This window comes from Nostoc sp., assembly GCF_036918015.1.
GTDB lineage: Bacteria > Cyanobacteriota > Cyanobacteriia > Cyanobacteriales > Nostocaceae > Nostoc.
Genome location: NZ_JBALEO010000073.1, coordinates 101,566 through 117,312, shown reverse-complemented (window position 1 = coordinate 117,312; position 15,747 = coordinate 101,566). Strand labels below are relative to the sequence as shown.

The 15,747-nt window shown below is 41.8% G+C and carries 3 protein-coding genes; all 3 read right to left on the bottom strand.

All coding sequences use genetic code 11. The annotated features are described in order from the left end of the window. Positions 1 to 25: 25 nt before the first annotated feature. The 3 genes from V7K61_RS19555 to V7K61_RS19545 all read right to left on the bottom strand — a co-directional run bounded on the left by V7K61_RS19555 (position 26) and on the right by V7K61_RS19545 (position 15,746). Positions 26 to 823: a 2OG-Fe(II)-dependent halogenase WelO5 family protein gene (locus V7K61_RS19555; protein WP_335055738.1), complete on the bottom strand. Its 798-nt coding sequence runs from the start codon at positions 821 to 823 to the stop codon at positions 26 to 28. A gap of 113 nt (positions 824 to 936) precedes the next feature. Then, positions 937 to 11,391, bottom strand: a complete 10,455-nt coding sequence (locus V7K61_RS19550) for an amino acid adenylation domain-containing protein (RefSeq protein ID WP_335055736.1) — start codon at positions 11,389 to 11,391, stop codon at positions 937 to 939. A 65-nt stretch (positions 11,392 to 11,456) separates the two neighbouring features. Then, positions 11,457 to 15,746 carry a beta-ketoacyl synthase N-terminal-like domain-containing protein gene (locus tag V7K61_RS19545; protein ID WP_335055734.1) on the bottom strand — a complete coding sequence of 1,430 codons (4,290 nt, stop codon included), beginning with the start codon at positions 15,744 to 15,746 and terminating at the stop codon, positions 11,457 to 11,459. Position 15,747 lies beyond the last annotated feature (1 nt).

The following is a 15,747-nucleotide window of genomic DNA, read 5'->3' as shown; positions in this document are numbered from 1 at the left end:
GCTTCCGGCTTCCTACTTATCAGCTTCAAGACCACAAAATAATTTCACCGTTAGGAAGTAATCCGATCGCAGAAGTGAAAGTCACACGTTGTCCATCCATCGGTTCAACGATATGAAAATTGCGTGTATTGAAAATGAACACATCTCCGACATAAGGTTGGAAGGCGATCGTATCTGCATTTGCAATTACTGTATCACCATAGCCGTAGGAATCGAGTTTATATTGGTCATCTCCTGGTTGCCACTGGCGATCGTAAATACGTGTTTTGCCATAATTATTAGCAGAAAACTTTAAGTACAAATTCCAGGAAAGCTGAAAAATAACTGTACCAACTTCCCATTCAGATTGTTCTAACGGAGCATAATCAATATGAAGTTGAGTACCCTGTTCTATTTTTCTAATCAGTCCTGTATAGTAACTACCATAGAATGGTTCAGAAGCAATTCGCACAGTCGCGCCTGTACACTCTCGGATTTTCACCATTAAGCGTTCTAATGGATTAAAAGAGGCTGTCATAATGCAGTCTCTTAATTTAGTTGTGCGTTCTACTGCTTGAAAATAAGCTGCTTTACTAATGCGATTATATTCAAATACTGTGATCCCAATTCGCTCAATCTTGGGATTCACATCTTGATAGCAGTCAAAGTTGAACAATTCAGCTTGATCGACTAACGTTTCACACTCTTGGGGTGTAGCAAATTCTTTTAGTCGAATTAAAGGAATTCGGTTTTCCAAGAGCATTCTTAAAGAGTCTTTAGTTAAGGAATATTCTTGCTTGTTGTCCCAAACCTTGGATTTAATCTGCTTAGAAGTAGTAGTCATAATACAGTTCCTTACATTTCAATATCGTACCTATTGATAGGAGTGTTACTCCCAATTCTGGGTGTTTACTGACAAAGCAAAGACGCAAAATTAGCGTCTTTACTTAGTTTTTATTAGATGTCTATTGATTGATCTCTTGCTTGTTCAATAAACTTTTCTAGTTCTTGAACTAGGGTTTGGACATGAGGTGGTAACACCATGTTTAGATGATTACCGGGAACTACAACAGTTTCTATATGTTCCACTAGTTCATTCCAGTGATATTCAAGATCGGCATCAGTCTCACTGGCTTTAAATAGAACAATTGAGCCTGAGTAATATTCACCTTTGTAATTTTGTAAGGCTTCAGCGTTGATCTGGAAAATTTTCAGAAGATGGGGAGCTTGCTCGAAGTCAAAACCTTCTATAACTACATTTTTCTGTTTAGCTTGTTGCTCGACATAAATTATCTGCTCCTGTGGTTCTAATTGTCGCAGTTCCTCTAAACAAAGGTCTAAACGATCTTTGAATAACTCTACTAATAGAAAAGCATAGTCTACTGGTTCTTTATAACTTAGATAAGGAGGAGTAGTATCTATGAGAGCTAACAGAGTTATCTGTTCACCTTGATGAGAAAGTTGTTGAGCCATCTCAAAAGCTACCAAGCCACCAAAAGACCAGCCAGAGAGGAAATAAGGGCCATGAGGTTGAACAGTTTGCAACTCTTGGATATAGTGAGTTGCCATTTGTTCAATGCTAGTATGAGGTTGATTTTTGGGATTTAAACCAACACATTCTAGTCCATAGAATGGTCGTTCTGAACTCAGATAATAAGCAAGATGGTGATAGCAAAGAACATTTCCTCCTCCAGGGTGAACACAGAAGAGAGGTGGTTGATCGCCATTCTTTTTGATAGGAACTAGGGCAGACCAAGGTAAAGAATCTGTTGAAGAATCCAGAAAATATGCTAGTTGTTCGATGGTGGGATATTGGAACAAAATACCTAAAGGTAAATTTATCTGGAAATGTTTTTGAATCTGGGACATGAGACGGACAGCTAGAAGGGAATGACCCCCAAGTTCAAAGAAGTTATCTTGTATGCTGAGAGGATGAATGTCTAGAATGTCTTCCCAAATTTGTACCAGTTGAAATTCCCTGAGATTTTGGGGTGCATCAAAGCCTTTTCGCTGTTTCTTTTGAACAAGTTTTTGAGGCGGTCTAACTGGCGGAATTTGCTCTGCCAAAATCCTTTCTATCAGTGTTCCCAGGTGCTGCTCTGGAAGGTCAACAATACTGTTCAATAAAGTCTGAAAATGTTCCAAAATCTGGGTTATAGCCGGATTGTCATAACGGTATCGGTTGTAGATGACGCGAAACTCTAGCTCTGAACTTGGACTAACTAGAATGGTGAGGGTATATTTCGTTTGTGCGCCTATAGAACGAGTCTGAGGTTGATTCTTGTCATCGTTCACCGACTGTTTTACTGATGAACCGACTGGATGGTTTTGGAAAACCAGAAGACTCTCGTAAAGGGGTAACGATCCGGGTACTTCACTCCATTCGTGAATTTGTCCTTCAGAGCAATATTCATAATCGCCTTGCGTGAAGCTTTGATTTTGGATATCTCTAAGCCAAGACCAAAGTGATGCTTGGGGAGAAACCAAAAGCCGCATCGGTAAAGTATTAATGAATAGACCTAACATAGATTCGGCCCCTACCAATTCCGAGGGACGACCAGAGACAGTCGCGCCGAATACCACATCTTCCAGACCGCTATAGCGACTCAAGAGCAAGCCCCAAACTCCTTGAACTAGAATATTTAAGGTCAAGTGATGTTGCCGCACCAAAGACTGTAAAGCTGCTGTGGCCGCAGGTGTTAAGCAGGCTGTTTGTTCGCCATAGCGCTCTTCTTGGGCAGAAAAATTAACAGGTTCAGCTTCTATTCCTAATGGGGTTGGACTTTTGAAACCTTGAAGTTTGTTCCGCCAGAATGCCTCTGCCTGTGACAAATCCTGCTGTTTTAGCCAGGTAATATAATTTCTGTAGGGATGACTGGGTTCCAGTAATAAATCTTGACCTTTGCTGAATGCCTCGTAGAATGCGAAAACCTCCTTGAAGATCAGAGGCACGCACCAGCCATCTGTAAGAATGTGATGAGAAGTCCAGACGAATTGATAGGCATTTGAATCTACTTGGAAAAGCGCCAAACGCATTAGCGGTGGTTTAGTCATCTCCAAACCACGCAGTCGGTCTGCACTGAGATAGGTTTCTAATTTTTCTTGCTGCTGGGACAGAGAAAGTCCGCGCCAATCTTCCTGTTCTAGTGAAATTTTCACTCCCTTCAGCACAACTTGCAGTGGCTCATTTTGAGCTTCCCAAATAAAGGCTGTTCTGAGGATCGAGTGCCGCTCGATAAGACGCTGCCAAGCTTTTTCAAAAGCTAACGAGTCTAGGTCTTCTTGGAAGTTTAAAATGCACTGTTCAAGATGTATCCCTGATTCAGAAGCAGATAGAGTCTCAAAGAGCATTCCCAGTTGTGAAGGAGAAAGGGGATAAATTGATTCAATGTTTTTAGTTTGGAATCGAGTTAATAACTCATCCAGTTGTAATTGATTTAACTGTGCATCTGGAAAATCGCTCGGTGTATATTCTCTATTCTCTTTTAACTGGCAATGTTCTATTATTGACCTGATTGATTGAATATAGCTCTGTGCCAAATTCTCCACTGTGGAACGAGTGTGAATATAACTATCGTAAGTCCAATCAATTCCTAGTTTACCTTCTACGATCAGAGCATTAATATCAAATATATGGTCGCGAGTTTGCTTTAAACTTTGGCTAGCGCCAGCAGATTCAGGCGCAAATTTCCAACCGGTTTCTGATTGTACTTGGTCAAATTGTCCCAGGTAGTTAAAACTAATTTCGGAAGCGGGAATTATCTCGATTTGTTCATTAACAGTCGGCTCTTTACACAAGTAACGCAATATCCCGTAGCCAATTCCCCGATTAGGAATCACTCGTAATTGTTCTTTGATCGATTTGATTATTTCTCCTGGTTGGTTTAATGAAGGTAGTTGCAATAATACGGGGAACAAACTAGTAAACCAACCTACAGTTCGTGATAAGTCTATATCTGGAAATAGTTCTTCTCTGCCATGTCCCTCTAAATCAATTAGTACTGTTGAATTTCCCGTCCACTCTGCTATTGAAAGTACTAATGCACTTAGGAGTATATCGTTAATTTGTGTGTTGTAAGCTTCGTTTACTGATAGTAGGAGAGTCTGAGTTTCTTCTTGAGTTAATTTCACTGACACACAAGCACCACTACCTACTGTATTTTCTGATTGAATGTCAGCACCATCTGATGGTAGTGGTGTTATCTTCGACCAAGGATGGTTCAGCCAATAGTCTAACTCCAGTTTGATAATTTCTGACTGGGCATAATTGTTTAATTTCTCCGCCCAATCAATAAATGCTGTTGTTTTCGCACTTAGAGCAATCGGTTTCTGAGTAACTAATTGTTGATAAATTCTTTGTAGGTCTGATAATAAAATTCGCCAACTTACACCATCTACTGCTAGGTGATGAATAATAATTAGTAACCTGGCATCACTTTCATCACCCAAGTTAAACATCACCACTTTTATTATCGGCCCTGTTGACAAGTTTAAACTTGCTTGATATCCTGCGGCGATTTTTTCTAGAGCTAGTGGTTGTTCGCTTTTAGGTGTTGATGATAAATCTACTACGGCGAATGGTACGTTATCATCTAACCCTTGGTTTATTTGCTTGTGTTCAGATGCAACTGATGTGAATTTTAAACGCAAAGCATCGTGATGTTCTAATAATTGTTTCAAGGCTATTGCAATTAATTCACTTTGCAGATGATTAGGAATCTGCAATAAAACTGATTGGTTATAGTGGTGTTGCTCTTGTCTATTTTGTGCAAAGAACCTTTGTTGAATCGGTGTTAGGGATGCAACTCCAGTCACTATCCCTTGTTTAGACTCAACACTCACTGTTGTATTGGCAACTCTGGCAAGTTCGGCAATGGTTTGGTTTTGGAATATTTGTTTGGGAGTGATTTGTATTCCTGAGTTTTTGGCACGAGAAACTATTTGAATACTCAAGATGGAGTCGCCACCAATTTCAAAGAAGTTGTCGTGGATGCTGACTTTTTCTTTGAGCAGCAGTTCTTGCCAGATATTAGTTAATATTTGTTCTATGGCTGTACGTGGTGCTACATACTCATGTTCCCGGCTAATTTCCCCATCAGGTGTTGGTAGTGCTTTGCGGTCTAGTTTGCCGTTTGGTGTTAACGGTAGGTTGTCTAAGGTGACAAAGCCACTGGGAACCATGTATTCTGGTAGCTGTTGCTTGAGGAATTGACGCAGTTGGTTGGTAGTAAGTGATTCATCACTCTTGACTACATAAGCAACTAAGCGTTTACTTCGACTCCGCTCAGTACAAGTGTTACCTGGAATATCCTCTGTGACAATAGCTACAGCTTGTTGGATTTGGGGATGGGTGTTGAGGGCTGCTTCGATTTCTCCAAGTTCGATGCGGAAACCGCGAATCTTCACTTGGTTATCGATGCGACCAAGGTATTCGATATTACCATCTGGTAAAGAGCGTACTAAATCCCCTGTTTTGTAGAGGCGACCAGAACCAAAGGGGTTACTGATAAATCTTTCCTGAGTTAGTTCAAGTCGGTTGAGGTAGCCTTTAGCCAAGCACACACCACCAATGTACAATTCTCCTGGTACACCAATGGGAACAGGTTGTAAATAGCTGTCTAGAATATATACAGTCCTGTTAGGTAAAGGACGACCAATAGGTATTTTTGTCAGATTGATGTCTTCACTCAACTGGGGAAGAATTTCAAACAGGGTTGCGGTGATGGTCGTCTCTGTGGGGCCATAGGCGTTGACCAGACGAACACAAGACATTGCGCTTCGTTGCCAAATGGCAACATATTCGGGCAACATTACATCTCCACCAACAATCACAAGTCTCAGTTGGCTGTTGGTATCTAACATTTGTGTTTTGGCCCACTCTTGAGCCAATTGTTGCCAGTAGGCTGTTGGGAGATTAACGACCGTAAGTCCAAAATCCGAAATTATTTTTTGGAAGTTTGTCGGAGTCCATACATCCGAACCTCGGAGTACCAAGGTAGCGCCAGCTATTAGTGTCGGAAATATCTGTTCTAATGAGGCATCGAAGTTGATTGAGGCAAACTGGAGTACACGATCGCTCTCTACAAGTTCGTAAGCTTGTTGAATAATACCGCAGTGGTTGGCGATCGCGCTATGTGGGATCGTAACCCCTTTGGGTCTGCCTGTAGAACCAGAGGTATAAATCACATAAGCCAAATTAGTTGCTTGCACAGGAGCGCTGACATTCTCCTGACTTGACTGAGAAATAAATTGCCAGTCAGTATCTAAACATACAACCTCCGCTTGATGCTGAGGCAAGTTTTCAAGATGTTGCTGTTGTGTCAGCAGAACTGGAACTTGAGCATCTTCAAGCATAAAGCTCAAGCGTTCTTGAGGATAGTCTGGATCGAGTGGCAGGTATGCCCCACCAGCCTTGAGAATACCCAGTAGTCCTACTATCATTTCTAAAGAACGCTCTACACACAACCCCACTAGCACATCTGGTTTTACACCCAAGGACTGCAAGTAATGTGCCAACTGGTTAGCGCGACAATTCAATTGCTGGTAAGTTAGTTGTTGATTTTCATACACCACCGCCACAGCATCCGGGGTGTGCCCAACCTGTTCTTCAAACAACTGATGGATACACAAATCTTGTAGATAATCAACCTGAGTATCGTTCCACTCTACTAACAGTTGATGTTGCTCAACTTCTGTCAGCAGGGACAATTGGGAAATTTGCTGCTGCGGATTAGTAATAATACTTTCCAGCAATGTCACAAAATGACCAGTCATCCGGGCGATCGTGCTGGCATCAAATAAGTCAGTGTTGTACTCCCACGCACCCACCAGCCCCGTAGCAGTGTTCTGCATTGATAAAGTTAAATCAAACTTTGCCGTTGTCCCTTCACCGATCAATGGAGTAACAGTTAACCCAGTCAAATCTACTTGAGACATGGGCGTATTTTGCAGAACAAACATTACCTGGAACAGAGGTGTATGGCTGAGATCCCGTTCTGGCTGCAATGCTTCCACCAGCATTTCAAAAGGCAAGTCCTGATGAGCGTAAGCTCCTAAAGCTACTTCTCGAACACGAGTGAGTAATTCACTAAAGCTCGGATTATCTGCCAAGTTAGTACGTATAACTAGATTGTTGACAAAAAAGCCAATTAACCCTTCAGTCTCCAAGCGATCGCGGTTAGCAATTGGCGAACCCACCAAAATGTCTGTTTGTCCTGTGTAGCGGTAAAGCAGGGTATCATAGGCTGCTAACAGCGTCATGAACAACGTCACTCCTTGCTGTTGGCTCAGTTTTATCAACCTATCAGTTAACTCAACTGACAGTGCAAACTTTTCATACGCCCCCACAAAAGTCTGCACAGCAGGTCTTGGTCTGTCTGTGGGCAGCGACAATAAAGCTGGTGCATCTTTTAGTTGTTGTTGCCAGTAACTTAGTTGAGTTTGCAGTACATCGCCTTGCAACCAGTCTCTTTGCCAGATGGTAAAATCTGCGTACTGAATCGGCAGTGGTGTTAAAGGTGACGGCTGACCTTGAGAATAAGCATTGTACAGTGCTGCTAGTTCTTGGATAAACACACCCATTGACCAACCATCAGAGACAATGTGGTGCATACACACTAACAAAACGTGTTCTGTCGGGGACAGCACTACTAATGTCGCCCGGAACAATGCTTCATTGTCCAAGTCAAACAGTTGAATGGCTTGTTGTTGCGCTAATTGTTGTGTAACGATTTCTTGTTCGCCTAGTGGCAGATATTCGCAGTCAACAACTGCAACTGTCCAATTCGTTTGTGTTTGAATGATTTGTGTTGGTTGTCCATCAACAGTGACGATATTGGTACGTAACGCTTCGTGGCGATGAATAATTTCTTGTAAGCTTTGCTGTAGCGCTGCAACATTAAGAGTTCCGACTAGACGCAAAGCCACAGGAATGTTGTAAGAGGGGCTGTTCGGCTCAAACTGGTCTAAAAACCACAAACGCTGTTGAGCATAAGACAGTGGTAAGTCTGTATTCTTGGTTCTTGGTAAAATGGGTGGTGCAGACAGTTGTAAGTTCTGTTGCTGTAACTGCTCAATGAAGAGTGCTAATTCGGCTACTGTTGCTCTTGCAAACAACTCACGCAATGGTAGTTCCACTTTAAAAATATTGCGGATACGTGAAACCAATTGCGTTGCTAGTAGCGAGTGTCCCCCAAGTTCAAAGAAGTTATCATGTATACCTACAAACTCTAGTTTCAGCACTTGCACCCAAATTTGTGCCAACAGTTCTTCGATTGGAGTCCGTGGAGCTACATATTTGTCTGTGCAATCGCTATATAAATCTGGTGCGGGTAAAGCGCGGCGGTCTAGCTTGCCGCTAGGAGTTATCGGCAAAGACCCCAAGATGACAAAAGCATTTGGCACCATATACTCTGGCAGCTTTGCTTTCAGGAATTGCCGGAGTTTACTGGTTGTGGGTGTAGAATTCTGATGTGCTACCACATAAGCAACTAGGCGCTTATCACCAGGAGTATCTTCGCGGGCGATTACACAAGATGCTTGCACATCACTATGTTGGCTTAGAACTGCTTCCACCTCGCCCAATTCAATGCGGAAACCACGTATTTTAACTTGATTGTCAATACGTCCTAAGTATTCAATATTGCCATCTGGTAAATAACGTGCTAAATCCCCAGTTTTATATAATTTTGAATTGTTAAAGGGATTAGAGATAAATTTTTCTTGTGTCAATTCGGGACGGTTGAAGTAGCCTTTTGTTAATCCAACACCACCAATGTGCAATTCTCCAGGCACACCGATAGGTACAGGCTGTAAATATTTATCTAAGATGTATATCTGTGTATTGGCAATTGGTTGCCCAATTGGAGGCAGTAGCGGCCATGTCTCTACTGAATTAGTCAGGGTAAAACTGGTGGCTACATGGCTTTCCGATGGCCCATAATGGTTGTGCAAAGTACAATCAGTCAATTTGCACAACCATTGAGAAATTGCGGGAGTAATTTGCAACTGTTCGCCAGCAGTGATGATTTCCCGTAGGTGAGTAGTAACTAATTTACTATCAACAGCTACTTCAGCTAGTTGCTGCAAAGCAACAAAGGGAACAAACAGTCTTTCAACAGCTTTTTCTTGAATAAAACCTAATAAAGCCACTGCATCACGACGCAATTCCTCTGTAATTAACAGCAATGTGCCTCCAGAACACCAGGTAGAGAATATTTCTTGGAAGGAGACATCAAAGCTGATGGGAGCAAATTGCAGCGTTTTTGCTCTACGAGAAATTCTCAGGTTTTCCCGATGCCATAAAATCAGATTGCCAAGGGCAAGCTGATTCATGGCTATACCTTTAGGTTGACCTGTAGAACCAGAGGTATAAATTATATAAGCTAAGTTATTGGCTTGTACGCCAGAGATGAGATTGTCCTGACTGCACTGGGAAATCAGTTGAGCGTCAGTATCTAAGCAGACAAGTTTTGCTTGATGCTGGGGTAATCGGTCAACAAGTGACTGCTGAATCAACAACACTGAAACTTGAGCATCTTCTAACATGAAACTCAGGCGTTCAGTCGGATACTCTGGGTCAAGTGGCAGGTATGCCCCACCTGCTTTAAGAATCCCTAATAGTCCCACAACCATTTCTAAGGAACGCTCAACACATAACCCAACTAACACATCGGCTTTCACACCCAAAGACTTGAGGTAGTGCGCCAATTGGTTAGCGCGGCAGTTTAATTGGTGGTAAGTCAGTTGTTGATTGCCAAACTCCACCACCACTGCATCGGGTGTACGCCTAACCTGTTCCTCAAACAACTGATGGATAGATTTATCGCGGGGATAATCCACCTGAGTATTATTCCATACTAACAACTGCTGTTGTTCAACTTGTGTCAGCAGGGGCAATTGGGAAATTTGCTGCTGTGGGTTGGTAACAATGCTTTCGAGCAACGTCACAAAATGACCCGCCATCCGTTCTATGGTGCTAGGGTCAAACAAATCTGTGTTGTATTGCCATATAGCTATCAGCCCAGAGGGAGTATTTTTAATGAATAAAGTTAAATCAAACTTGGCAGTTGTCTTTTCTGTCGCTAATGGACTGAGAGTTAGCCCAGTCAGTTCTATCTCAGATATGGGCGCATTTTCGAGGACAAACATCACCTGAAACAGTGGTGTATGGCTGAGGTCTCGTTGTGGCTGTAAGGTTTTTACCAACTCCTCAAAGGGCAGGTCTGGATGAGTATAAGCTTGCAGTGTCAGTTGCCGGACTCGACTTAGCAACTGCTGAAAACTGGGGTTACCTGACAAATCGGTACGTAATACTAAAGTATTGACAAAAAAGCCGATTAACCCTTCAAGTTCCAAGCGATCGCGGTTAGCAAGGGGCGTACCCACTACAATGTCATCGGAGCCTGTGTAGCGATAAAGCAAGGTAACATAAGCAGAGAACAGCGTCATGAATAGGGTAGCTCCCTCTTGCCTACTGAAATTGGCAAGGGCTTGACTCAGTTCATTTGAAAATTCTCTATATTGAATTGCGCCCCGGAAAGTTTGAATGGCTGGTCTTGGTCTGTCTGTGGGTAGTTCTAGTAAGGTAGGAGCGTTTTTGAGTAGTTGCTTCCAGTAATCAAGCTGCGTTTGGAGTACTTCTGCTTGTAACCATTGCCGTTGCCAAATAGCAAAGTCGGCATACTGAATTGGTAGCTCAGGTAGCTTTGGCGACGAGTTATTGCAGAGGGCTGAGTAAATGGTTGCTAACTCGCCCATCAATACGCCCATTGACCAACCATCAAAGATGATGTGGTGTATTGTTAATACCAAAGCGTGTTCTACCTCTGTGAGTTTAACCACAGAGGCTCGAATTAAAGGAGAGTTAGCGAGGTCAAAGGGTCGATTAGCTTCAGTTGTGGCTAATTGTTGGCAAGCGATTTCTCTTTCACTTGCAGGTAGTTCTGTGAGGTCTACTATTGGCACACTTAAGGTTAAGCTGTCAGCAATTATCTGGACTGGCTGCTCGTTGAAGGTTCGTAAGTTAGTACGTAAGGCTTCGTGGCGAGAGATAATTTTGTTGAGGCTTTGCTCTAGTGCCACAACGTTCAACTTCCCGTGAAGTTTTAGAGTTGCTTGTTCGTTGTAGAAGGGATTATCTGGTTCCAACTGGTTTAATAACCAGAGTCGTTCTTGGGCAAAAGACAGAGGTAAGTTCTGAGGACGCTCGGTTTTGATGAGGGGTAAATCTGTATCAGTGTCCGCATTTTTATCGTGTAGCAACAAGATAAGTTCTGCTTTATTCTTTGCTAATAAGTCACGAGTTTCTAGCGTCAATACTCCCTTGGGGGCATTAGCACGCAACTGCTCACCTTCAACCCACAACTTTACACCCTGTTTACTAAGATCGACTACCAATTGTTGGATATTCATAGAATTATTACCTTCACGTCAGCTAATTCGTAATTCGTAATTCGTAATTTAAAATTATTTGTTCTTTAAAATGCTATTTCTTCTCTCTCAATTCCACCTAAACTAGTGTCTGATTTTGGTTCTTTCTCTAGCTTTACTGCTATTTCAGCTATTGTGAGAGACTCAAACAAACTTGCTACAGTTAATTTAATAGAAAAAGTATTCCGTAATCTGGATAGAACCTGAACAGCTATTAGGGAATCTCCTCCTAATTGAAAAAAGTTATCATGGATTCCTACTTGCTTAATTCCTAATAACTCTTGCCAGATATCAGCAATTTTTTGCTCAATCTCATCACGGGGAGCTACATAATAATTGGGTAAATCAGGTCTGGAGTGGAGTGCAGATATTTTTTCTGGCTGAAAAATATCCGGCTTTGTTTGTAATGCCATCTCTGAGTTTGGGTCAGTATCTTTTTGCCCAGATTTTGCGCTAAATGCGGCTGATGCAGAAGCTTGAGCCATAATAATTTGATGCTCAAATGCTTCGGTTTCGGGAAACGCAGCAACTTGAACAAAATCCTGAGTGTGTAATGCTTCAAACCACTGTTTTTTGATGATAAAAGGTTGACCTGGGTTGCGTCTTTTATCGTCTAAAGGTTTCAATAGCAGACCCCAACTAATATCAAAGTCTATTTTCGGTTGAGTTATTTCCCATACTAAGAGGAAGCCACCAGGAGCTAATAAAGAGCGCACATGGTGGAGTGTTTGATCTATGTTCCGAGTGGCGTGCAACACATTAGAGGCTATGATTACATCAAAGCTATACTTCTCAAACCCTTGCTCAATTGGCGACTTGTCTATGTCTAGTAATCGATATTCAACAAATGGATAATCGTTAAACTTCTGTTCGGCTTGAGTTAAGAAACCGCTACCAATATCAGTAAAAGTATAGTTGGTTTGTTTGGGTTTCAACACAGGTAATAATGCTTGCGTAGAAACACCAGTACCCGCGCCAATTTCTAAAACTCTTAGCTGAACAGATGATGGCAATGATTTGACCACCTGTTCCAAACTTGAGCGCAAGATAGAGTTGTAGTAAATAATTAAAGGAGATTCTGTATATGAACCATTGTTTTCTTTTTGGTAAACTAGTTCATTGAAAATCTCTAGTGGTTCTTGTTCCCCAATAACAACAGCAGCTAAATTTTCACCACAGCGTTGCACTAAATCTAAATCTACTACAGATGAAGCAGCGAACCTCGCTCTGACTTGTTCTAAATGTTCATGAATATAATCTTGCGAACATGGCACTAGCCCAGAAAATAACCCTTCATGTTGCTGTAGTTGTCCTTGTTCTACTAATATTTGCAACCATCTAGATAACAATTGCTGATAGCGGGGAGAAATATGGCATTGCTCCAACAAATTCTCTAAAGAATACTTGTTTTCAGGATTGCTAAAAACCCCTAATTGCTTAAATGCAGAGTTGATGTAGGCTGTACATAAACGATCCAACCACTGTCTATTCTCTAGATATGTTAACTCGTTAAGTTCTACATTTCTAGTATTTGCTTGGTTTTGACCTGCTTGTGTAAGCGATGTCCATAATTGTGATGTTGTGGGTAAGGTTTGCAACTGTTCCCAAGCTGCTTTTTGTGGGGGGTCAATCCAATAACGTTGGCGTTCAAAGGGATAAGTCGGTAAGGGAAGGCGATAATATTCATCCTGACTATAGAATCCAAACCAATCTACTTTCACCCCAGCCAGCCAGAGTTGACCGAATGTGGTGAATAAAATACGACTATCGGATTGCTTTTCTTGAGGATGACGTACCGAAGTCAAGATTGTTTGTGTAGATGCTTTGTCTGGATGTCTCTTGACTAATGTAGTTAATGTGTGTCCTGGCCCCACCTCTAGTAATACTTGTTCAGGTGTTGCTAATAATTTCTCGATACCTTGGGCAAACAGCACTGTGGAACGCAGATGTTGAGCGTAGTAATCGGGATTTGTAGCTTGGGTGACTGTAATCCAAGTACCAGTAAGGTTGGAGATATAAGGAAGTTTTGGGGGATTTAAAGTAACTTTTTTGACTCGTTCTGCAAATGCTTCTAAGATTGGTTCCATCATTTGCGAATGGAAGGCATGGGAAGTATGCAAACGTCGGCATTCAATCCCTTGAGCAGCAAGCTGATTTTGTAATGTCTCTACTGCTGCTATGGAACCGGAAACTACACACTGCGAGGGTTGATTAATTGCGGCAACAGAAAGTTCTTCACCTAACAGGAATTTTATCTTGTCTGCGGGCAAGGGAACAGAAAGCATTGCTCCACTGCGAAGTTGCTGCATCATTTGTCCGCGTGCAGCTACCAGAGATAAGGCATCTTCTAGAGAAAAAACTTCTGCTAGAGTTGCTGCGACATACTCGCCAATACTATGACCGATCGCAGCTTGTGGCTCCACTCCATAAGACTGCCATAATCTAGCCAGGGCGTACTCAATTACAAAAATAGCAGGTTGAGCAATTTCTGTCTGTTGAAGTTGCTGCGATGCTTCATCAATATTTTCTTCGCTGGGGTAAATAATATGACGTAAATCTAGCCCTAGTAGAGGTTTAAGAACTTCTGAGCAATAATCAACTTGTTCTTTAAATACTGTTTCAGTTTCGTAAATTTCCCGCGCCATGTTGACGTACTGAGAACCTTGACCGGGAAACATAAAGACAACAGGCCGTTCTGTAATCTCTGTATAATTGGTAAAAACTTGTTTTGGTTCTAAGCTACTTAGAACGTTAACAGCATCTTCTAAGTCTTGACAAATTAACATCCGTCGGTAATTAAAACCCCGGCGACCACTATTGAGGGTATAAGCTACATCACCCAAATTCAGTTCTGGATACTCTTTTAAATGCGTGATTAAATTAGCCGTTCCCTGCTCAAGAGCATTTGCAGTTTTAGCCGAAAGTACCAACAGTTGATAATTTCTCCCCTGCCCCCCTGCTCCCCTGCTCCCCTGCCCCTCTGCTCCCCTGCTCCCCTGCTCAAAAACAGGAGCTTCTTCTAAAATTACATGAGCATTAGTCCCTCCCATACCAAAAGAACTAACTCCAGCACGGCGAGGGGTATTATTTGTTTTCCATTCAGTCAGGGTTGTATTGACATAAAAAGGACTGTTAGCAAAATCAATTTTGGGATTAGGTGTCTCGAAATGCAAACTAGGAGGCAGCATTTTATTTTGCAGTGCTAAGACAGTTTTAATCAAACCTGCCACACCTGCTGCTGTATCCAAATGTCCAAAGTTGGTTTTTACCGAACCAATCGCGCAGAAACCTTTTTTATCGGTAGTTTGATTAAAAGCTTGAGTTAAAGCTGCAATTTCAATCGGGTCGCCTAAAGGTGTAGCTGTACCATGAGCTTCGATGTAGGAAATTGTTTCAGCATCTACACCAGCTAAAGCTTGAGCCTCGCCAATCACGGCTGCTTGACCGCTAACACTAGGAGCAGTGTAGCCGACTTTCATTGCACCATCATTATTAATTGCCGAACCTTTAATGATTGCATGGATGTGGTCGCGATCGCTTATTGCATCCTTTAATCTTTTCAATACCACAATCCCAGCACCGCTACCGCCAATTGTTCCTTGTGCTTTAGCATCAAAAGTACGGCAGTGTCCATCAGGAGAAAGAATCATTCCCTCTTGATGTAAATAACCTATTTTTTGGGGAATGGCCAGAGTTACTCCACCAGTTAAAGCTATGTCACATTCACCATTTAAGAGACTTTGACAAGCTACATGAACAGCAACCAAAGAAGTAGAACAGGCTGTTTGCACATTTACTGCGGGGCCAGTCAAGTTTAATTTATATGCAACTCTTGTCGGTAAAAAATCTTTATCGTTGGAGATTCCTAATTGGATCGGGTCAATTGTTGCTAATAATTGATGATTAGGATAGAGATTATTCAGCAAATATCTACTCATCCCTACACCACCATAAACCCCGATTAAACCATTGTAGCTTTGCGGGTCATAACCAGCTTTTTCTACAGCTTCCCAAGCTAATTCTAAAAATAGGCGTTGTTGTGGATCTATTAACTCAGCTTCTTTGGCACTATAAGCAAAGAAATTCGCATCAAACAATTCAATGTCTGATAAAGCAGCGCTAGCTTTTACATAATTAGAATTATGTAGTAAATCTAGAGAAATGCCAGAATTTATCAATTCTTCATCTGTCAGCCAGGATATTGATTCTACACCATCTCGTAAAATCTGCCAAAATGATTCAATATCTTTTGCGCCTGGAAATCTACCAGTAACAGCAATTATTGCTATTTCAGAATTATTAAATTCATTATTGTTATGCACTGAATTTATGGTCATT